General features: G+C 42.0%; 21 protein-coding genes. 10 read left to right on the top strand and 11 right to left on the bottom strand.

What is annotated here, in order from left to right; translation table 11 throughout:
- Positions 1-549: 549 nt before the first annotated feature.
- The 11 genes from F7734_RS52875 to F7734_RS52825 all read right to left on the bottom strand — a co-directional run bounded on the left by F7734_RS52875 (position 550) and on the right by F7734_RS52825 (position 9,951).
- Positions 550-1,137 (bottom strand): hypothetical protein, encoded by a 588-nt coding sequence (locus F7734_RS52875; protein WP_155752262.1) that lies wholly within the window; start codon positions 1,135-1,137, stop codon positions 550-552.
- Between the two features lie 237 nt (positions 1,138-1,374).
- Positions 1,375-1,638, bottom strand: a complete 264-nt coding sequence (locus F7734_RS52870; protein WP_155752261.1) for a hypothetical protein — start codon at positions 1,636-1,638, stop codon at positions 1,375-1,377.
- Between the two features lie 47 nt (positions 1,639-1,685).
- A complete protein-coding gene (locus F7734_RS52865) occupies positions 1,686-2,012 on the bottom strand; it encodes a hypothetical protein (RefSeq protein WP_155752260.1) in 327 nt (108 codons plus the stop codon).
- A 335-nt stretch (positions 2,013-2,347) separates the two neighbouring features.
- On the bottom strand, positions 2,348-4,384 hold the full coding sequence (locus F7734_RS52860) for a protelomerase family protein (protein WP_155752259.1): 2,037 nt from the start codon (positions 4,382-4,384) through the stop codon (positions 2,348-2,350).
- Between the two features lie 95 nt (positions 4,385-4,479).
- Positions 4,480-5,661, bottom strand: a complete 1,182-nt coding sequence (locus tag F7734_RS52855) for a hypothetical protein (RefSeq protein ID WP_155752258.1) — start codon at positions 5,659-5,661, stop codon at positions 4,480-4,482.
- Between the two features lie 675 nt (positions 5,662-6,336).
- Positions 6,337-8,325: a hypothetical protein gene (locus tag F7734_RS52850; RefSeq protein WP_155752257.1), complete on the bottom strand. Its 1,989-nt coding sequence runs from the start codon at positions 8,323-8,325 to the stop codon at positions 6,337-6,339.
- Between the two features lie 61 nt (positions 8,326-8,386).
- Complete coding sequence (locus F7734_RS52845; RefSeq protein WP_155752256.1) at positions 8,387-8,665, bottom strand: hypothetical protein; 279 nt, start codon at positions 8,663-8,665, stop codon at positions 8,387-8,389.
- A gap of 10 nt (positions 8,666-8,675) precedes the next feature.
- A complete protein-coding gene (locus F7734_RS52840) occupies positions 8,676-9,287 on the bottom strand; it encodes a hypothetical protein (RefSeq protein WP_155752255.1) in 612 nt (203 codons plus the stop codon).
- On the bottom strand, positions 9,280-9,462 hold the full coding sequence (locus F7734_RS52835) for a hypothetical protein (protein WP_155752254.1): 183 nt from the start codon (positions 9,460-9,462) through the stop codon (positions 9,280-9,282). Before F7734_RS52835 ends, F7734_RS52840 begins: the two co-directional genes overlap by 8 nt.
- A gap of 24 nt (positions 9,463-9,486) precedes the next feature.
- Positions 9,487-9,648, bottom strand: coding sequence for a hypothetical protein (locus F7734_RS52830; protein ID WP_155752253.1), 162 nt, complete (start codon positions 9,646-9,648; stop codon positions 9,487-9,489).
- Positions 9,649-9,663: 15 nt separating this feature from the next.
- On the bottom strand, positions 9,664-9,951 hold the full coding sequence (locus F7734_RS52825; RefSeq protein ID WP_155752252.1) for a hypothetical protein: 288 nt from the start codon (positions 9,949-9,951) through the stop codon (positions 9,664-9,666).
- Positions 9,952-10,205: 254 nt separating this feature from the next.
- Here F7734_RS52825 and F7734_RS52820 point away from each other — a divergent pair, with 254 nt between their 5' ends.
- The 10 genes from F7734_RS52820 (at position 10,206) to F7734_RS65850 (ending at position 19,607) form a co-directional block, all read left to right on the top strand.
- The gene (locus F7734_RS52820) at positions 10,206-10,460 is read left to right on the top strand and encodes a hypothetical protein (protein ID WP_155752251.1); all 255 of its coding nucleotides are present in this window, start codon (positions 10,206-10,208) and stop codon (positions 10,458-10,460) included.
- A 62-nt stretch (positions 10,461-10,522) separates the two neighbouring features.
- The gene (locus F7734_RS52815) at positions 10,523-10,873 is read left to right on the top strand and encodes a hypothetical protein (RefSeq protein WP_155752250.1); all 351 of its coding nucleotides are present in this window, start codon (positions 10,523-10,525) and stop codon (positions 10,871-10,873) included.
- Positions 10,874-10,906: 33 nt separating this feature from the next.
- Complete coding sequence (locus tag F7734_RS52810) at positions 10,907-11,575, top strand: site-specific integrase (protein ID WP_166482707.1); 669 nt, start codon at positions 10,907-10,909, stop codon at positions 11,573-11,575.
- Between the two features lie 161 nt (positions 11,576-11,736).
- A complete protein-coding gene (locus tag F7734_RS52805; RefSeq protein ID WP_155752249.1) occupies positions 11,737-12,702 on the top strand; it encodes a hypothetical protein in 966 nt (321 codons plus the stop codon).
- Positions 12,703-12,944: 242 nt separating this feature from the next.
- Positions 12,945-13,112 carry a hypothetical protein gene (locus F7734_RS52800; protein ID WP_155752248.1) on the top strand — a complete coding sequence of 56 codons (168 nt, stop codon included), beginning with the start codon at positions 12,945-12,947 and terminating at the stop codon, positions 13,110-13,112.
- Positions 13,109-16,705, top strand: coding sequence for a plasmid replication protein, CyRepA1 family (locus F7734_RS52795; protein ID WP_155752247.1), 3,597 nt, complete (start codon positions 13,109-13,111; stop codon positions 16,703-16,705). Before F7734_RS52800 ends, F7734_RS52795 begins: the two co-directional genes overlap by 4 nt.
- A gap of 95 nt (positions 16,706-16,800) precedes the next feature.
- Complete coding sequence (locus F7734_RS52790; RefSeq protein WP_155752246.1) at positions 16,801-17,331, top strand: helix-turn-helix domain-containing protein; 531 nt, start codon at positions 16,801-16,803, stop codon at positions 17,329-17,331.
- A complete protein-coding gene (locus F7734_RS52785) occupies positions 17,291-18,769 on the top strand; it encodes a terminase family protein (protein ID WP_166482706.1) in 1,479 nt (492 codons plus the stop codon). Before F7734_RS52790 ends, F7734_RS52785 begins: the two co-directional genes overlap by 41 nt.
- Positions 18,769-19,482, top strand: coding sequence for a hypothetical protein (locus tag F7734_RS52780; RefSeq protein WP_155752244.1), 714 nt, complete (start codon positions 18,769-18,771; stop codon positions 19,480-19,482). The genes F7734_RS52785 and F7734_RS52780 overlap by 1 nt, the downstream gene beginning before the upstream one ends.
- A 2-nt stretch (positions 19,483-19,484) precedes the next feature.
- A complete protein-coding gene (locus F7734_RS65850; RefSeq protein ID WP_279239872.1) occupies positions 19,485-19,607 on the top strand; it encodes a hypothetical protein in 123 nt (40 codons plus the stop codon).
- The last annotated feature ends 863 nt before the right edge of the window (positions 19,608-20,470 follow it).

Raw genomic sequence — 20,470 nt, 5'->3', positions numbered from 1 at the left:
GACATGATGCTATAACCAGTTATGTCCGTTAACCTAGGTTAACGGACATAACTGGTTATAGCATCATGTCTGCGTAACTGGTTATTATTTTATAACTGGTTCATGTCTGCATAACTGGTTATAGGTGCGTAACTAGTTATGTGCATAACTGGTTATAGTTGCGGAGTGGGTTGTCAGCTAGAAGTGTTGTATAGAGCGGATTTCAGCGTTCGTCTGTCTCATCTAGTTACACTCAATTGCTATCATGTAGGCAACTGGTTATGTCAGTTAACAAACTAGTTAGGCTTCGCACGTATGACTCTTCTAACTAGTTATACCTATTAATAACTGGTTAAGTTTTGAGCTAACTGGTTATATCTGATGACAACTGGTCATGTCGTCTAATAACTGGTTAAGTTTTGAGCTAACTGGTTATATCTGATGACAACTGGTCATGTCGTCTAATAACTGGTTAAGTCTTAAGCTAACTGGTTAGAGTTGGCGTCACAGGTTGTGGCGATCGCAACTCCCCAACTACCATTCCGGATTTAGTAGCTGGGGCTGGCGGGGCTACGCGGCTTGGGTATTGGGGTTGCGGTAAGACATCGCGTGAGCACTCAGCCGATTCCGCATCTCACGCACCGTACCACCCGCAGGAAGTTCGCAACGCTTCAACCATGCGACCAGTTCGTTTTTCTTCATGGAGCCGATCGCATCGGGTGTGGGTAAAACAATTTCGGCTGTGCTTTCGCTACCCTCCTGTGCTTCCTGTGAGTCTACTTCTACAGCTTCTACGGTCACGGTCGCAGGGACATCAGTTTCAGCACTGGGTGTCGGGTCGGTTGGCATTGCTTCGGAACCCGCGTTGCTGTCCTCAACTTGTGGCAACTCCCTTGCTACTGCCTCATCCTCTACCAGCGCCCGGTTGAACTCTTCTACAGCTGCATCACCATAAGCGACTTGTACCAGCTTACGGGCTTTTCGTACCATCTCCAGGGCAGTTTCTGCGGCGCTCTTAGCTGTTTGTTCTGCTTGCTGTTGTTGTTGGAACTGAGCTAACTCCTGACGTGCCACTTGCAGCTGTTGCTCTAGATCGCTGATGAGAGTTTCGGTTGTTGCGATATTCTTGGCGGTGATGGTTGTGAATGTTGCGAACATCTGGTTTTCTCCTATTTTTACTAGCGGTGGTTGGGTGTTTCGTGGCGTGTTTCACCTCAACCTGTTATGTATTTACTATAACTAGTTATAGATTGCTCGTCAAGTGGTTATAACTAGTTATTTCATTGCATTTAACCGGATGTTTTCGCAAATCTTACGGAAAATCTCTATGGTTCTGGCTTGTCTCAGTAGTAGTTATATTTAATGCATCGGTGTGTGGCATTTCTCCTCTTTGGTTTATATAAAAGAATGGGAGAAATGCCACACGGCGGAGTGAGTATGAGTTAGGCGGGTGCGATTGTGTAGTAAGTAGCGCCTCTGCTCAAAAACGGCAAACCCCAGCCATGGGCGCTGGGGCAAGAGGTGTAAGGCGTGGGGAGTGGGGGAGTGCGGAGTGCGATCGAGCGCACTCAGTGGATGCAATCCCACCAAAGCCAACAAAGCGCTACAGCCAACGCCGAAGCGTGCAAGCAGCCAAACAGTTCTAAATGTTACCAGCACAGGATACAAGCATGCATTCAACAAAAATCTAGACACCACATATCTATTTAATCGTCGTCATCGTCGTCATCATCGTCATCATCATCATCGTCATCGTCGTCATCATCATGTTCACTAGCTGGCAAAGTCGGTGTTGTCGGTGGTTGTATTGTTGAAGAAGGTAAAAAAGAAGTGTTTCTCAACACTGAAGCTATTACACCAAGGACTATGGCAGCAGTCGCTATCCCAGCCAATACCATAGCTTTAATTTTTTTGTTTTGTTTATCAACTTTCATCAGAAGCCGAGCAACCCCGCTAATTTTGACAATGTGATAAATCTTACAGCAATTTTTCGGTAAATAAACCACAGTGATTAAACCAACCGAGGGCATCATCTTCGGTAATATAATTTACAGCCTCTGTCATGGCTTGGTGCGTAGGTCTAATCCCTGCCCACAGTGTTTTTTGAAGTGCTTTGTTGTGGTCAGTTTCAGTCCTAGCTTGGTGGCGATATGGCTTTAGCCATTAAGCTGCGCTTATCGCGATCGCCTGGTCTTTGAGTTGCTGTAGTTTTGGTTGTTGCTCTGTCATTGCCTTCATCTCGTTAACTGGTTATAGATTAAACGACAACTAGTTATGAAATTTTCCGTTAATTCATAACTAGTTATTGATTGATTTCGACCAGATGTTTTTGTGGGAACGGCGCAGAGAATCTATAGTACCTTGCTGCCTAGACCTCAACCACTTCTCCCGACTCGTTAAGTCTGTAGATCGCTGCAACTTTCTTTCCATCCTTAGTCGTTACGGTATAACCAGGATTTTGCTTGAGCGCGTGTTCAATATCCATCCTTGAGGCTTCCGTAGCTTTTAAAGTGATAGTTTTGTTTTGGGATGACTGAGTAGTTGTGGGTGTAGTAGCAGGTTTTTCTTCTGGTTTGCTTGCTTTCATCGCTTGCCCGTCCAAGAACTTATCGCTGATTAGTTGGAGCAACTCCGTAATTCGTTCGCCCCCATGCCGTTTGTTGTAATAGGTTTCAACTTTGCTGGGGTCTTTTGAATTCCCCATGCCGTGCTTAGCATTATGAGACACAACCTCATCCGCATGAGACTTAATCCAATCCCCAACAACCATGCCGTTTGCCCCCGATAGTTCCCGAAGCGCCTGGTTAGTAATTGCTAGGCGGTCATTGTCTCCAGTTGCCATCGTATCGTTGTAGGACGCGATCGCGAGAAACGACCTCCGAACTTTCTCTTCAGCGCTCCCTTTAGCTTTGCTCTCCCAAAGTTCTTTGTCGCTGAAGTCTTCCCAGTTGGTAATGGATTTTGCTTGCTCTGCTGGCTCTGTGGTTTTTATCTGTGGTATGGATGTGGGTGTAGGTGTGGTATTGACTTGCATTCCTTGCAATTCTTCTCTGATTATTTCTTGAATCATTGCTCTTAAATCTCCACTGGCTACTTGTGGCTGTTGCTCTGGTTGCGACTGTGGCTGTAACTGCATGGCGGATATTTCCTCTTTTAGTTTGATAATTTGGTCATTGGCTTGAACTAATTCTTCTTTGAGGCGATCGCATTGGCTTTTTGCTTCCAGAATTTCTTTTGTTCCGTGCTTATAAAACTTCAGCAAACGGGCAATAACAGCTGGCTGAGTAGACAATTCCCACGCGGATTGCAAATTTTTGATTAACTCAAAATCTGATTCAGTGACCCTTACTGAAGCTGTTTTTTCCTTTTCCTTTTGCGGCGCTGTTGGGTAGGGGATTGGCTTTCTAACGTAATAGTCTGAATAACCTAAAGTGGTAACAATGTTTTTTAGGTTACTATCAGATGGCTTTTCAGTAAGCGCAATGTGACCTAAAAAGCGACCAAAAGCCAGCATTTTAGAACCAATGGAGCCAGGATAATCACGTTCAATGATTAACGCTGCACAAGCAGCACGTAAGGCTTTGTTATTGTTCTGGTCATCACCTTCTCGCAGTTCTAAAGCTGGATTTTCGGTGTATTTGTCTCCGAAGTAGTCTCGAACAACACGTCTAAGAGATTGTCCGCGACGGTTGTCTATAGCTGTGTTTTGTTTTGCTAAGTCTTTTGGAAATTCGTTAGCGACTTCTATAAGAAGTGATTTAGTACCGGGTTCATTGCGTAGGCGGCTCAGACATTTGATTATGTATTCCCCAGGGTAAAGAGTAGCAATTTCAAAACTGGTGTCTAAACCTCTCTTCTTTCCTTGTCCACCAAACAAGACTTTGTAGGGTTGTCCCTCAACTGGGGTAAACCTAGCACGGGCTAAAATCTCATGGGGTCTTCTACCAGTAGCGGCAATTAAACCAACAGCCAGTTCGTGTGGGTCTTCACTTTCCAGCAATCGCCCGGTAACTTCTAAATATTTATCTGGATCGATTTCTTGACCTTCATTGGATAGGCGGTCAGTTACTCGCGTGGTTTGGTTTCTCTCATCCCACTGCTGGGGAGTCAAGCCACAAAGCTCCAGGCACAAATGCTTGATTGTAGTACCCACGACATTGCCGTTTTCATCGTGCTTTGACACCACTACAGCATTCTGACCAGGAACCAAGTTAGTAATTGATTTGAACTTTTTGTAGAACCCAGCACGGCTCAGAACAGTACCTAGAGACTCATTGCTATAACTGGTTTGATTGTTCAACCAGGTGTTGAACTGTTCACAATGTGACTCAATCTCCGAGGGGTTCATGAGGTCTTTTGTGGCGTCAAATAGCTCATTCACCTTGGCTTCCAGTAACTTAGACATATAGTGTTCTTTTAATTTCGTAACTGGTTAAATACTAGCTTAACCAGTTACAAAGTGTCAATAACTGGTTAAATAAATTTTGAGTAAAGCTGTAACTAGTTATGGGAACTGGAATCCAAATACTTCAAGCCCGTAAGGTTGATGTCTTGGGGGCTGGGCAGAATGGTAAACTGGGGAGCTTCGATATCACGAGTTACGTATTTTTCAATCCAGCCAGCGACAGCAGAAATTGCGAAGCCACCTCCACACGCAAAAACCGGAGTCCCATTTAATAGCGCTTGTGAAACTTTAGCCAGCAGTGTTTCAACAATTGGCGACTCTGCTACCCACTCACTCAGAGCGTGAGCCACGGTATCACCAATTTCAAGCGACTCTTGTCCATGGCGATATTTGACGGAGTGTTTACCATCTCCGAGCGGTTTTGAATTTCTCAAAGCTGACTCAAGACTTTCTTTTCTGTACTGGACACCACCTCTATCCACGCGAGCTAAGGCAATACTTAAGCGCTCTATTACTGCTTTCATGCCGTTACCACTACCCGATGTTTGCTCCACGGCTTTTGGTCGTTTACCTACTTGATATGTGGAAAAAGTTAAAGTGCCACCACCCAGATCTAAAACATTAAACTCGCGAGTTCCATCAGCAACTTTCTTGACGGCTTCTAAAGCACTGCCGTATCCCTCAGGAAACAAATAATCACTGTTTGTAACTTCTAATTGAAATTCACAGCCTTCACAAGTGAATGATTTTAGCTCACCCAAAATTTTAGAAATATCATTTCTCTTGCTTGATGAAAGTGATAGCAACCGCAAGGTAATTTTTAGTCTAGCTGGCTTACCTTTGTACTTCCGTCTGTTAGCAATATCAGCTAAGAGGTCGGGGTGTGTGCTCAATGCTCCAATAAGCCAGATGTGGAGAAACTTAATCTTGTTGTCCTTGAAAGCCTCAACCAAATTACCATTGAGAGAATTTGCGACTTGTCCCACAGCGTAATTTTTTGTCCCAATTGAGAAACAACCACTAATACCAGACGGGAGTTCGCCAACAACTTCTTTAAACATTGTGGGGTAATTTCCACACCATCCATCAACAACAAACTTAGCCCTAGCACTTCCCGCATCCAAGTCCAATCTGACATCTTCCACTTTGTTGAGGTTAGTTGGCGTTTTACGCTGTTTCTTTGGCTTAATCTCTGACGATTCTGGTGCAATATTTTCGCTCGAAATCATTTCTAGTTGCTCAGTGCTAATAACATTAGACTTTCCGTTTGTGTTCATAATTTATGCAAGCCTCGTGCAAACCTCGTGCAACAAAATTGGTTTATTTGAGAATTTCATCCTTCTATTGCGATTGAAATATTAGGAGAAAATCGAGTCGTTTCTAACAGTTAAAAGTCCTATTAATACCTAGTCAAAGCCTTTATAATTTCTTCTTTTTGTTCCTTCCAGTTCAAGCTCTGCTCAAAAATTCGCTCCTTGCCATTTTTCAAATAAACATGGATTGTTCTCGTTGAGGTATACTCTGGATTTAACCGTGTGTGAGGCGGTTTATTCGGTTGCCGAACTTCCCTAAATTCTATTTCTTCAATTTCTGATACCGCAAACACACTATTCTTTATCTCTACAAACTTATGCATTACGAAATACCTCATTCAAACTATTAGAAAATAATTGTGCGCTCTTTACACAGTTTCGGTAGAAACCCTTGCTAGATAAAGCTTTAGGTACAAGGACTAAGTTTAGTCTTTTTACCGCTTTTACCGGAATTTTTAACCACGCAATATCAAGGGTTTCAGCCTTTAATTTTTCGGTAGATTTCGGTAAAGACTTGGGTAAAACCTTTGCTGTATAAGCATTACACCGGGTAGAGGCGGTAAACGAAAAAGCTAGGAATTAGGATTTGGGTAGGTACCGAAATCTACCCAAGTCTAAAGCGGTAGAAACCCTTGTGTATCAATGAATTTGGGTATAATTCTGTAAATATTTCTCTACCAAGTCTCGTTTGGACGTGTATTTTGCATATTTACTCTGCTTTATACCCCAAATTTCGTAAATTATTTGAGCAACAGATAAGTGTTTATGCTGTTCTATCTGGACTATTTCAGCATCAGTCAACCCATAATTAATTACAGTTTCTTGACCTGCAATCGCAACACTCAAAGGGAGAGTTTTCATTTCTTGCAGTCCCTTTGGAGGATTGCCGCTATCACGATATTCTGTGTAGTTCCAGTGTGTTGGATGCAGGCAAATGGAGTATTGACCATTGATTAAAGTGATAGTTGGGTAAGCAGTGTCATGCAGCCATTGCTTCTCCAAATCTTGTAGCTCTGGGGCATTCGGCTTCTTGATTAACTCTCTAGCAGCGCCAACCAAGAACAACTGGTAGAACGCGCTTCTAAATTCAGCATCCATCTTTATGGCTGTAGTAGTCTGGCTGTGATTACCTACTAAAATCACCATCTCTAGCTTTCTACCCTCAACATTTATCTGGCGTATGATTTCCATAACTCGTTGTGGGTCCTCAGCGTTGCTCAGGATTTTCCCTAGCTCATCAACAACGACAATCAACTTACGCCGTCGTGTTGGGTCTTGTCCTCTCAGATTTAATTCCTCTGCCAGCAGTTCTAACTGTGAATAAATCAGCGACAGTTCGGTAATTTCGTGATAGCCGTATTTCTTGAACATTGAGAATTCATCGTTGTGGGGATTTAAGGCTACGCGATCGCAATCCTCCCCACCAATCAGTTGTCCCAGCCAGATGAGAACAGAAGTTTTACCCGCGCCGGGGTGACCAGTGACCAGCCAACCGCGCTTACCATTTTTATGCTTAGCCAGTGTTGGGATTTTTTCTTCAACATCCTGCTTGCTGACTTTAAGCACAATTCCCGGTTCTGTGTTACGCTTTAATTCAACTCTAATAGTAGATTCACCACGTTCTTGGTCAATGATTGGCTTGTGACCTTTCCCAAGGATGTATTGGATTTCGTCAACTTTGCTCTTAAGTATTGACAGCTGTGTAGCATCTCTAAGGGTTAACCAAAAGACATCTTTGTTTCCTTGGTTTTGCGGTTGGCGCTCGTGGCAGTCTACTTTGATGGGAGTTTCCAGCGTCCACAGGTAACGGATAACCTTAATGCATTCGTGACTAGCAATCTCATCTCCTCCAAGTGGGAATTTGGGCGCTTTAGAAATTGCGATCTGCGTTTGGGCATCCTTATAGCGTTGCTTCCAAGAATCGATCTCCTTAGAATGTTTCTCCATCAAGAATTGCTTCTCTTCACTAAATTGTGCTAACCTAGCTTGATACTCACTTTCTAGCTGGTCTTGGATGTCTGCCAGTTGTTCATTAGCCTTGGCTATTTGGTGATTAATTCTTGCTTCTTTGTCATCCAACTCAGATCGGCGTTGCTCGTTTTGCTCGTGTAATTGTGTTGCGATCTGGTCTTTTTTGGCAGTGAGCAAAGCTTCTTGTAACTCTTTCTCCTTTTCAAAAATACGACGGTCTTTATCAAGCTCTGCTAACTTTGCAGCGTGCTCTGACTGGAGTTCGTTAACCCAATTCTGATACTGGTCTTTGTAACGCTGTTCGGCTTCTCTGAGGGCATTTAACCGCGCTACATGGTCGTTATGGAGAGTTCGCTTTTCATTTTCTAGTCGGTTAAGAGCGATCCGATATTCTTCTTCCCTGTCTAACAACTGTGACTCTCTTAAATCAATCCCCTCCCATCTGTCCTGAAATTGCTCTTCAATATCTGTTAATTCGTGCCTAACTCCATGGCGTGCTACTAGGCAGCATAAGAAGCCAATTGTGGGAACTCCCAGCTTAATTCCAGTGTGGACATTTTTATCAAGCGCTAAACCAATTGATAGTGCAGCACACACCACACCAGTTACAACAAGTGGGGATTTTACTTCTCTTCGATTTTCTTTATCTGGTATCATAAATGTTCCTAAAAATGTTTTTTGAGCAGGAAGGACATATAGTCGCTCCTGCTTTTCTTTGTCAGGTTAGACCTAAGAGAAATGCGAATAAACCTACAAAAGGCACACCATAGTAAAGCAGATTTTTAGCTTTTGGATTGGCTAAATTTACTCCGTTGTATGCCCAGATAAACCAGTAGCTTACTGCCATGATTGCTAGAGATATCAGCACAACTCTAACTGCATATTGAGGCATTAAATTGAGTTGCTGTAGTAAGTTGAACAACTGGGTAGTGGCTAGAGTTCCCAAGAATGTTGTAAGCCATTGAAGTGATAACCAAGAATTGCTATTGTCTCTCATGATAGTTACCTCAACCTGAAATTAAGAACGCTTTTATAGTTGCTTTAGTTGGAATTGCACTTTGCACAACTTCCGAGCCATTTACGTTAAGAACAGCTTCTTTCACGTCATTGTCATAGGTCTTTTCAGAAATCCCTAAACTGAGCGCTCGCAACTCCTCAAGACCCTTTAAGTAATTAAGCTCTTGCTTTTCTTGAAGGATGGATTTATTGTCTTTTTCGGTAGCCAATTCAATTTCCTTGATGTCCTTGCCTACCATAGCTATATCTTTATCTACCGTGGCAATTTGATGTTCAATTTCTGCAATATCGGCTTTAACCCATGCAGTATCAACGCGGTGCTCTAGCTCTTTGTGTTGCGCTTCAAACAACTCAATACGCTTTTCTTCGGTATTGGCTTTAACTGTTTCTTGTTCCAACTTGGCACGGTCTTGACGTAATACTTGGAAGTTAATTTGATTGGCTACTTGCTGCTTTTGTTGAGAGTATTCTAAAGGCGTTACACTTTGCCCTATAGCTTCTCTAAACGCTGATTTTGCTCCATTGACAGCATTACCAACATTAGGGATATTGATACCCTTCTTAGGTCTTTTAGTGTTTCCGTTATTGTCAGAGTTAGCCATTGTTAGTTTCCTCCACGGGTTGAATTTGAATTGTTTCTGGATAACGGTTGAGGTAGGAACTGCCGAGAAAACTAACCAGAAGCAAAAACATAAAGAAGTAAATAGCCACTGTGTAAGCTTCTGGCTCTAGAGGGCTTGGTTCTGGTTTGCGCTGATAGCGGTTAGAGCGCGTCATAAAAGTTCAATCCTTGAATAATAGCTATGCCCAATTACGGGATTTAATTTCTTGTATGCGATCGCGTCGTTTCTCCCGCATAGCTTCCAAGTCATCAATGTCGATATAAGCAGGGGCGCTAACTTGCTTCGGTGGTTTAATGCGATCGCATGAGGTATTTGTTGGTTCTGAATTGTTTGATGTCATAATTTCACCTCAAGGTTAAAAAGGAATACCGATGTAATAATCGCGCTGTTCTTTTTCTGGAATTCCATAAGCAGTCAGATATGCAATCCACACTGCATCAGGAATCACGAAAAATGGTTCAAGTTTGTGAACATAAATCACAACTTTAATTAGCGCAAAATCAAAGCTGAATTGCTGGACATACGAGCACTTTGAGATGCATGGGTAAAAGTTTAGGTCTGGCAGTTGCGCTTGGTTGAGCAATGCCCAGAGATAGCACTTGAACTCACTGGCATTGCTTGCAGGGTGTAACGGTCGCAGCATTGATTTGTCTCCTTGCTGGGGTATGCGATCGCGCTGGCTGATTTTCTCCGAGGGTGCGCCGGGTCCCTCTGTTCGCGCTCACAGTTATAGTTATAGCTCAATCGTCTGTTTTTTGGACATATGAAAAGCATACCATCATTTTATCGTATGTACAAAAAACATAAGATATTTATATGTCTTTTATCTGTACAAAATCTTTCTGTACAGGTATCGTATGTATATATGGCGTTTTTAGGGTTTAATCGAAAAAAGAAATGACAGCAAAAATTGTGGGACGACCAAAACGCAGTAGACCCTATGACCGTGTTAATTACAAGCTTGACTCTGAAGTCAGGAAGTTACTTTCAGCTATGTCAGAACGCAAAGGACGAAACGAAGGAGCACAAATTGAAAGACTAATACTTCAAGGTGAAGCTATTGATAGGCTAATTGCTAAAGAAGAGTCTTTAACAGTTTCAGCCATTGAAAAAGAGATAGCTGAAATATGGGAGTCAATCACCAATGATTAATCCCTCAGCCATTGATTCAAAATCCCTTAATGAATTAATTGAAATTAGTAAAAACTAAAAAAATGACTAACACAAATGAATTACAGCCAGAAGAAGTCAACGCTCGATTTGAAGCATTAGAGCGCGACTTTGCGACGATTAGAGAAGATATTGCCAGAGACAGAGAAAATCGCGTCAATCCCGCTACTGTTACCAATTTGCAAAGTGCAGTAGCTCAATTGGCGGGGATGATTTCTAATCTGGCACGGGCAACAAGTGATTTGCGATACTCTGTCTCAGAATTGAGGTCTAGTACTGCTGAGACAAGTAACTCTACCTCTCAACTAGTAGAAATTACTAGAGAGCACTCAGTCCAGTTTCAGCGCATCTGGGAAGAGTTACGCGATCGCTCTTCAGACGAAGGTAACGAGTGACTGAGAAAAACCAGGAGGAATCATTGATACTAGGTGAAGATTGACCGTCATGGGAAAGCAAAGGTTTTGTCTACTGAAGAAATCCAGAGGCTGTTTACTTCTGGCTTACTTACCGTTAGGGACAAAACTTTATGCGCTGTAATGCTTTATACTGCTTGCCGTGTCAAAGAATGCGTCACCCTCAAAGTCACCGATGTGTATGACCGCAAAGGCAGGGTACGCACAGAGCTTATCATCCGCAAAGGCAATACTAAAGGCAAGTTGGCTACTCGGACTATTCCGGTTTTGGATGACCTACGGAGATACTTATCTATGTACAAACCGAAACAAACTCTGGACGGCTATCTCTTCCCCGGTCGCTGGGGGAGAGGTCACATTCATGAGGATAGTGCAGCTGCAATTCTCCGAGAAGCGTGTAAGCGGGTAGACATTGTTGGGGCTTCTAGTCACAGCTGCCGCAGAACTGCGTTAACTCTAATGAGTAATGCTGGGATACCGTTACGGGTCATTCAGGAGATAAGCGGACACAGGAACTTAGAGCAGTTGCAAAAATACCTTGAGGTTGAAGAATCGCAGGTTCGGGGTGCGATTGCCGCATTGTCGATGTTAACGCCTGTGGATGAAGCCAGCATCGGGAAATATAACTATCCCGATGTATCCTCAACTGCTGACACAGGAACGCTTGAGAGCAATACCATTTGAACTAAGTAATGCTCCCCATTGGACAAACAGTGGAAGCGATCGCATGAGCAAATTCGCACCTACATTGGGAGATAAATTTATCCCGTTGCAGCCAAATCCTCTGAGCACAATAACCTCAGAGAAGGAAATAATTTGAAAAATGTTTGGAGGTAAGAAAAAAGATGAACAAGCTAAGGACTATAAAAAATAATTTAAGTTCTGCGCTCCAGCCACAATTAATAAGTACACAATCTCAACTACTAACCTTTAATGTAGTCCTACTTGACAGTGGCTATTCTTTTAATTTTCCCGCTAGTGAATTTAGACTTGATAATGACGAACTTTTTGTAAGATGCTTGTCTTCATTATTGATAAAAATTCAATGGGAACAAAATTTAAACTCTAATAACTGGTTGGATGCAGTAGCTACTTTAGGTATGTATGTAAATCAAAACAAAAGATTAGTATGCAAACTAATTGAAAAGATACCTATCTTGGTGCAAAGATATTATCCAAATCTTAGTGATGAATCTAAAGAAAAATTAAATGATATCTACTCTAGTGTCTCTACGTGGCTGTGGTATTGGGCGAACGATCTCCCAACTAAAGAGTTCTTAAAAAATCCCAAGATGAAGGCTTACAGAAGCTTAGCGATAGTTTGCAAAAAAAGACACGAACTTATCCAATATTTGTTTTCCGAATTAGATGAACCAATCATAAACACGACTCTTTTAAAAAATCCTGAATTAGCATGGTTATTTTCCGAATGTTCTTATTTTTTAACAAATATATTAACAAGCGTCGATTGCAAAAATACTGCCTATGAAAATGAAGCGAGATATTTAAGGTATTTGGATGATTATACGGCAAAAAGTCCTAGAGAAACAACAGAATTTTTCAATCCTGATAATACAGAAGATTGGTTAGATTACACTCACCTATATCTTGACCATATCGCTGCTTTGCATTATCAAATCGTTAGTGATGGTGGGTACTACGAAGATAATTTTTACACCCCTTACGTAAAAGCCAGAACAACTTGGAACTCTATACGTAAAAGACCTCAGTATCAAGTATTACTTGTCGATGGGAGAAAAGTGCATGACAAACCAGGTCGGAGAATCGGCGCTAAATATCGTAAATGTTAAGTTTTGTAAATATACGAATAGTTCCCAAAACGATTTTTAGATATGGTTCACTGAAAATTGTAATAAAAATGGATGGCAGTCTTTAGCCAAAACAACTCTACTCTTATTGTTGGCTGTTTCACCATTGAGACCACCAACCAATCAATACACTTTCAAGATTTTATTCTAGCGAGTTGTGTCTATACACCGCTATAGGCAAAAGTTAAAGGCTGTCGCTCCAACAACAAAAGGAGGGACAACCCATGAATTACTTCAAATACTACATTGATGACATTCTACCAAGCCTTGATAGATTTATCAAGCAGAAACAGCTTACAGATTGCCTGAATTGCCTAGAATTGCTCGGTTATAGCGGTGACGCTGCAATCACTCTCTTGGCGTATTTGCAGCAAAGGGAGGTGGAAGCATGAGAGCCTCCCAAGGATTCGGCAAGCCCAGAGTAAAAGGTGATAGAGCAAAAATCAGCGCTCGCCAGTTTTCGCGGCAGATTTTTAAATTAGTAAAAGGGAAGAAAAGTGGAACCGTCATTGAAGAAGTCAAAGGTATTGCACCCAGGCACCAAGAAGTACAAGAGGATGCAAAAGAAAATTATCTCCGAGATGGTGAAACAAGGGATGAATCAGCAGATGGCAACTCAAATTGTAATGAGCCGACCAATCCTGCAACGAAATCCAGATGGGACAGTAACAATGAGCGCTCCCTGTTCTCCAGCGACAAATACTTTGCAGACAAACACATCGCAGAGTGGGTACAAGGAAGTGCTATCGATCCGGAACTAACAAGTCTCAACCTTAGGACATTAGAAGGACAAACGCCTTACAGTTACTTGCTCTACTCCGATAAGCTACCTCGAACTAATACGGGTAGGCTATCATTAGGGGTATTAAATCGATACAAGCACCTAGATGATGGTGGCTGGTGGTGTTCTGGTGTAGATATCCTGACTGGGCAGGACAGTTTGTGGGGTTGCTTCAAGCCCAATAATCCCCGTGTGGACGAGAAAAAAGGGAAATTGCAAAAATATGAGCATCCTCAAGGGGTGCCTACGGAAATTTTTGCTCTCCGAGTCCCGATCGCTATCTTCCAACTAATTAGCCGTCGTTACGATGTTGTTTTACCAGAGAACTATCGGCAAGTCAAAGAGGACCCTTTCATTTTCTGGCAATGGGTTCTCCAAAATCCCAAAATTCCACTGATTATTTGCGAGGGGGTAAAAAAATCAGCGTCCGTTCTCAGCTGTGGGTATGTTGCGATCGCGATACCGGGAATTTGGTCTGGTATCCGACAACCGAGAGATGAAGAAGGTCACTCCATCGGCATGGCTTCCTTAATTCCCCAGTTACAGGTATTTGCCCAGGCAGGCAGGCGAATCTACTTCTGCTTTGACCAAGATTCCAAGCGGGAGACGGTGCGAAATGTCAATAAAGCGATCGCTAAAACTGCAAAATTATTCCTTGTCCAAAAGTGCGAAGCGAAGGTCATCACCTGGCATCCAGTAATGGGCAAAGGAGTTGACGATGTTCTCGTTGCTCATGGTCGGGGAAAATTTGATGACCTTTACCGTAACGCATTAAGTTTTGACCAGTGGCAGACCAAGCAACTGAAGGAGCTGACATATACTCCAGACCTAATACTTAACCAGCGTTACATCTGTGAAGTTCTCCCACCAGTGTCTGCTCAATTTATTGCCGTTAAAGCGCCCAAGGGAACCGGAAAAACAGAATGGTACTCATTCTTGTGTGACCCCATTCTACGAAGTGGAGAACGGCGGGTACTTTTTATAACACACAGGATTCAATTGTCGTTGCAAGGTGCGGCTCGAATTGGCGTTCCATATCTCACCGAACGCAAACAAGCAGAAGAAGGAGGATTGTTGGGCTATGGGATGTGTATTGACAGCTTACATCCTAAGAGCCAAGCGCATTTCAACTATGAGGAGTGGCGTGGGGCATGGGTTATTCTTGATGAAGTACAGCAGGTTATCTGGCATCTCTTGTCTAGCAGCACGTGTAAATCAAACCGCGTTGCCATTGTCAAGACTCTTCAAGAACTACTGAGATTTGTTATTTCTACTGGTGGCAAAATTATCGTTGGTGATGCCGATCTAAACGATATTGCCGTTGATTTCATTGAAGGTCTATTAGGTTTTTCTCCTGAGCGATTCTTACTGGTTAATGAGTTTCGATTTAATCAGCCCTGGACAATTCACCGCTTTGGTGGCACTACCCCAGCTTCACTTGTTGCCGCGCTGGAGAAAAAAATAGCAGAAGGGGAGAAAGCATTAGTTTGTGTTTCTGGACAAAAGCCAAAATCTACTTGGGGCACCCAGACCTTAGAGGAGTACTTCAAACGCAAGTTTCCCCATCTTAGAATCTTAAGAATTGACTCAGAAACTGTTTCTAACCCAACGCATCCAGCATTTAAATCTACCCAAAATTTGAATAAGGCAGTAGTGGATTATGACTTAGTGATTTGTTCTCCAACGATTGAAACTGGTGTATCCCTTGATGTTAAACATTTTGATGGAGTTTGGGGCATTTTCCAAGGAGTACAGACAGCTGATGGAGTGAGGCAGCATCTTAGTCGCGATCGTAATCCAATTCCCCGATATGTTTGGCTTAAGGGTCAAGGTATTAATTTTGTTGGCAATAGTTCAGTAACTCCGTCGGGGTTGATAGGATCGCAAAAGCAGCTTGATAATACTAACCGCAAAAAACTTGTTGAAGCAGGTCTCGTAGAAATGCCCGACGGTAGTTTTTCTCCGATCTGCTTGGAAACTTGGGCGAAGTTGGGGTCTATTATCAATGCGGGGATGTGGAAATACGCCCAAACCATTCTTGAAGATTTGAAGGAAGAAGGTCACATTGTTGTTGACTGGAAAGATTCTAAAAAAGCAGAGAAACCAGATATTTCAGATGAACTTGAAGAAGGTCAAGAGCAGAATATTTCTCCTGATGCGGTGAAGGACGAAATCAAGACAGTACGCGACGAAATTTACGAGAAACATTGTAAAGATGTTGCGGCGGCTGCCAAGCGCACTGACGAGCAATTTGAAAAGTTAAGCAAACAACAGGAGAGGACAACTGATGAATTATTGGAGTTAAGGAAGGGAGTAATTGAGCGAAAATACCTTGTTGATTGTACAGAAGAACTAGTAAAGAAAGACGACGACAGATGGGGCACCAAAATCAGATTAGATTACTTCTTCAAACCAGGTAGAGACTTCCTTTCGTTCCACGATACGCAATTAGTCGAAAAGTCGATTGTACAAGGGAGTGGAGATTATTTTATAGTCGATACCAATAAGAGCTTAATGCAGTTAAAAATAGGTTTCTTAGATTATCTTGGCATCCAAAGATTGTACCAGGGCAGTGGGTTCCACAACGATCATCCGGTAATTATCGACATTTTTGAGAAGATAAAATCCAATGTTCACCACGTAAAAACTGTCATCGGGCTTGACCTTTCAAAGCAAGTCAAAAATGAGAAGAAGCGATTAAAATGCGTTCAAGATATATTAGCATTGCTCGGACACAAAATGGTATGCTATTCCCGCAAAGGCAAGCGAGATTCCGAAATTAGATATTATTCTTTGCCCGCTCCAAAGTTCCATACAGATGAAGAAACTAAAAAAATAATCTTGGGTGAAGACGGTCTTCCCATCCCAATGTCAGATGGTCGGGAACCAATCTTTGAGGTGTGGCTGGTGCGAGATACAGAAGCGCGACGTAAGGCGGAGGAGCAGAAGGTAGCGGCTGCAGCCGAAGCGGCAAGACTCAAGGAAGAAGCAGAAGCAGCAGAAGCGCTGAAGTACGGTGGTACGGGGGACTTTGCCCCTGAGATTGTTGCTGACAATGCTGAGTATCTGAGAATTGCGATCGCAGAGAGGAGCCGCGAAATGATCGTTGCTCTGACAGCTGATTGGGCAGAACGTTTCAAAAAAGCGGTGTGGGGGGTCTTGGAGTTAGCAGAGCGCAAAATGCTCCGGGAACTCTTAGCTTAATCGGTGCAGCAAATTCAAAAAACAATATTATTGACTCAATAATATGATTAAAATTGATTCAAAATGATTTAAAATGAATCAAAAAAGAGTCAAAAATGCCCAAGCCGCTCACCGTTCTTGAGTCAAAAGCAGCACAACTAATTTCATCAGGCTTCACAGAGAGTCAGATCGCTGAGGCTTGTGGTAAGAGCCGTAGTTGGGTGCAGAGATTAAAGCGTCGCCCAGAATTCCAAGAAATTGTTGGGAATTCTACTAAGGAGATAGCTCAAGTTGTTACACAGGTGGTCGTAGAAGATGTTAGAAAGTCTTTAACTGAAGATTTGGAGGTGTTTCGACAACGGTATAGTTCAGCATCTACTTTGATTTATGAGCTAGCGATCGCTTACTTAAATAAGCTTAAAGAGCGAGTAGAAAATTTAGATTCACTGGATATTAGTGAAGCTCGAATCCCTCAGTCTTTGAAATCTGTTACCGAGTCGGTTATGCTGGCTTTTGAAGCAAATAGAGCGTTATTAGGAATTGATGAGTTGATTCAGGATGTCGAAGATATCAAAGAAATTAATACAAAAAGGCTCAAATCAGCTAATGAGCATCAACTCAATAGCTCAGGAATTGAAGTTAATTAAAAAGCAAATTGAAATCAATTCAGATTGTTTTTTAAAATCGATTCCTGAGCAATGGGAAGATTTTGTTGCACTCACTACGATTAGAAGTGGGGGAGAAATGAAAAAGTTTGTCCCTTACCACTATCAAAAAGTACTCTCTCAGTTGATGGATGAGTACAACAATATAGTGGTTGTCAAGAGCCGTCAACTAGGACTTACACAACTTATTCTTAGTAAGTTTTTGCATCGTGCTTGCATTAATCCAGCCTATTCTGCTATGTGCTTTATGAGAAATGGCGATGACGCGAGCGCTATCAGCAGAAGAGCAAAAACAATGATAGGATGTCTTGGTGATTATGTAACAGAAGAAATTGCAAATGTTGGCTATCGAAAGTTTAAAGGACTAGGCGAAATTTACTTCAAAAATTCAAGTCGTGAAGGCTCAAGGTCTTACGATAGTGTTCTAGATTTCCTATTTGATGAGGCAGCGTTTGTCGAGCACATAGAACAAATTTATGCAGCTAGCAGCCCATCTGGAGCGCTCGCAGGTGATGCGATTACTAAATTAATAGTAAGTACTCCAAGCGCTAAAAGTGGATGGTACTGGGACAAAGTAAATGCTGATAACGAAGATATTGATATTGAAGAATTATGTATCCGAGTAGCAGAGGGTGAACTCTATAAAGAAATTCCAGGGCTTTATTGGTTCGTGGACAAAGCTAATACTGTAAAGCTAATCGTGCATTGGAAAGCCCATCCAATCTACAGTCAGATGCCAAATTATTTAGAATATCGAATGCAGCAAGATGGTACAGATATGGAGACGATATCGAGAGAGTATGATTTGCGATTCATTGACTCAGCTGTAGCTGTATTTAGTAGTGAAATTATCCGATTAAATGCCGTTGGAGCATATGAGGAAACCATTGATAAAGACTCGATCTACTATGCAGGTTTAGACACTTCAACTATAGGAAATGACTACTGTGTATTGTCAATTTTAAAAGAACGGAAAGGTAAATACTCACTCGTTTACCTCTACCGCAAACGTCAACAAACAAGCGAGTATCACCAGTACCAAATAGGAGAGATACTGAAAAAATTTCGACCAAGAGTAACATCGATTGAAATTACAGGAGGAGTAGGTTTAGTATATCTTGAACAATTGTCAAGACAATTTCCCAGCTTGGAATTTGAAGCAATCCGCACCACTGGAGATAGTAAGCCAGCGATGATAAGTACAATGGTTCTTGCCCTTGAAAAACAAGTATTAAAATACCCTTCCAACTGTCCGCTAATTGATGAAATGCTTAGTTTCCGAAGAGATGGAAAGAAGCTAGAAGCCGCACCGGGGAAGCATGACGATTGTGTAATGAGTGTAGCATTTGCGCTAGCGGTGACACCATTTAACAAGCAAAAAACTAATCCATTTGCTGGGATTGAAATTAGGAGTATTTAATGGAAGCGCCAGACAATGTTGCCACTTTATTTTTTGAAAGCAGTGAAGAGAAGAAATGTTTAGTATCTTGCTATGCTCATGCGAAAGGTGCGGAGGAATTAGCAATCTCAATAATAGAATTTAATCAAAAAACTAAAAGATACAATGTATTACTTCATGGTCTAAATAATACTATAAATCTACAAGAAACTGCCGATTTATTAACAGATATAGTAAAAGGCTATGAAGTTGACTTAATTGTTAGCAATCTTACATTGAAGATAATTCATACCAAATATTTAAAAAAAAAGAATTTAAATTATAGATGGAGAACATTTGCTCTTGAAAATGAAGACTACGAAAAAAATATATTATATGCTCGTACTTTATTATCTGAAAAAAAGCTAGTCATAAATCCTGAATACCAAGAAGATTGGGATTTTGAAATTAAAGAATTTCTCATAGAAGAGTGCTTAGCCCAAACAAAAACATATCCTCTTTTATTTACTCTATTTTATGCTCTAAGTGTTGATATTTTTGTTCGGGAGCCTCAAGCTATGATGGGTCGATACAATACTTATACACAAGAAAGTAAAGCGTGGATGACGGATGGAACAATAATCGAAACTGGTAAAAGACCTTCTTTAATAAATCAATTAAGGAAAATCAATGCCGAACGTAGTAAATTGGGCTTACCTGCAATAAATAGTATTTCAAGCTCAAAGTACTTATAGATGTGAACCCCAGTTCCCCGATCGCGATCGCATTCCAAGACCCCAGCGCCCGTAGCTGGGGTTTGTTGTTTCCGAGCAGCTGTACTCACTACGCGATCGCCCTCTCGCCCCCTTTCAGTACATAAGTTCCGTCGCCAGTGGTAGAAGACACAAAAATTCCGTCGCCAGTACTGAATTTATACTACATTTGTGTTATATGTAGCCGTCGCCAGACGAGAAAGGCACCTAGAAGCCGCGTTACCCCTCACGATGATGTATGGAACCAAGAGAGTATTTCAGGCACCGTGTAGGCGATTGTAGAACTAAGTAAATAAACTCCGTCGCCAGTGGTCACTTATACATCAAACCCGTCGCCAGTGCTGATACTGAAAGATAAGCTCCGTCGCCAGTGGTCACTTATACCTCAAACCCGTCGCCAGTACTTAGGTTTTGTGTTACAAATGTAGTTTATGTCGCAGTCGCCAGACTAGAATGGTACCTAGAAGCCGCGTTACCCCTCAGGATGATAGATTCTATGGTTGCTGCTTTTCATGCGTTGTGCTGGCGATTTTAGAGGGCTTTCACGTGACGCGCTGCAAAAGCTTTGTCCTACGTCATTAAAGAGACGGGAGTATATCTCTAAGTGGAAAGTATATGGATCGACAGATTAAATCCTAATAATCTATATTTACTTCGTCTGGCTACGGGTAGAAAAAGTTGGTATTTTTGAAAAAAGGTTGGTATCAGTGGTAGGGTTTCTTTAAGGTGCTTTTTGAGGCTAATAAAGTTCGGTAAGCAAAGCCATAGAAAGTTCTCGTTAGGTTTATCAAAATATCTGGTTAAATCCAATGGTTAAAGATTGGGGATGGGGACTGGGGAGTAGGGACTGGGCACTGAATGCGATCGCATAAACCAGTTACACTAGAGTTAACTAGTTGCGCTTTCCTAACCAGTTAACAATAGATGCGGTGAAGTTGGGAGTAGGGCAGTAGGGATTGGGGATTGGGGA

The sequence above is a fragment of the Scytonema sp. UIC 10036 genome, assembly GCF_009725235.1.
The sequence above is the reverse complement of the archived record's forward strand: the minus strand, read 5'-3'. Positions and strand labels throughout refer to the sequence as shown.

Bases quoted from the DNA above. Each gene is read 5' to 3' on its own strand.
- F7734_RS52860 (WP_155752259.1), bottom strand. From the start codon at position 4,384: ATGTCTAAGTTACTGGAAGCCAAGGTGAATGAGCTATTTGACGCCACA.
- F7734_RS52800 (WP_155752248.1), top strand. From the start codon at position 12,945: ATGAATTACTTCAAATACTACATTGATGACATTCTACCAAGCCTTGAT.
- F7734_RS52825 (WP_155752252.1), bottom strand. From the start codon at position 9,951: ATGCTGCGACCGTTACACCCTGCAAGCAATGCCAGTGAGTTCAAGTGC.
- F7734_RS52820 (WP_155752251.1), top strand. From the start codon at position 10,206: ATGACAGCAAAAATTGTGGGACGACCAAAACGCAGTAGACCCTATGAC.
- F7734_RS52805 (WP_155752249.1), top strand. From the start codon at position 11,737: ATGAACAAGCTAAGGACTATAAAAAATAATTTAAGTTCTGCGCTCCAG.
- F7734_RS52835 (WP_155752254.1), bottom strand. From the start codon at position 9,462: ATGACGCGCTCTAACCGCTATCAGCGCAAACCAGAACCAAGCCCTCTA.
- F7734_RS52865 (WP_155752260.1), bottom strand. From the start codon at position 2,012: ATGATGCCCTCGGTTGGTTTAATCACTGTGGTTTATTTACCGAAAAAT.
- F7734_RS52875 (WP_155752262.1), bottom strand. From the start codon at position 1,137: ATGTTCGCAACATTCACAACCATCACCGCCAAGAATATCGCAACAACC.
- F7734_RS52815 (WP_155752250.1), top strand. From the start codon at position 10,523: ATGACTAACACAAATGAATTACAGCCAGAAGAAGTCAACGCTCGATTT.
- F7734_RS52845 (WP_155752256.1), bottom strand. From the start codon at position 8,665: ATGAGAGACAATAGCAATTCTTGGTTATCACTTCAATGGCTTACAACA.
- F7734_RS52780 (WP_155752244.1), top strand. From the start codon at position 18,769: ATGGAAGCGCCAGACAATGTTGCCACTTTATTTTTTGAAAGCAGTGAA.
- F7734_RS52855 (WP_155752258.1), bottom strand. From the start codon at position 5,661: ATGAACACAAACGGAAAGTCTAATGTTATTAGCACTGAGCAACTAGAA.
- F7734_RS52785 (WP_166482706.1), top strand. From the start codon at position 17,291: ATGAGCATCAACTCAATAGCTCAGGAATTGAAGTTAATTAAAAAGCAA.
- F7734_RS52795 (WP_155752247.1), top strand. From the start codon at position 13,109: ATGAGAGCCTCCCAAGGATTCGGCAAGCCCAGAGTAAAAGGTGATAGA.
- F7734_RS52830 (WP_155752253.1), bottom strand. From the start codon at position 9,648: ATGACATCAAACAATTCAGAACCAACAAATACCTCATGCGATCGCATT.
- F7734_RS52790 (WP_155752246.1), top strand. From the start codon at position 16,801: ATGCCCAAGCCGCTCACCGTTCTTGAGTCAAAAGCAGCACAACTAATT.
- F7734_RS52840 (WP_155752255.1), bottom strand. From the start codon at position 9,287: ATGGCTAACTCTGACAATAACGGAAACACTAAAAGACCTAAGAAGGGT.
- F7734_RS52850 (WP_155752257.1), bottom strand. From the start codon at position 8,325: ATGATACCAGATAAAGAAAATCGAAGAGAAGTAAAATCCCCACTTGTT.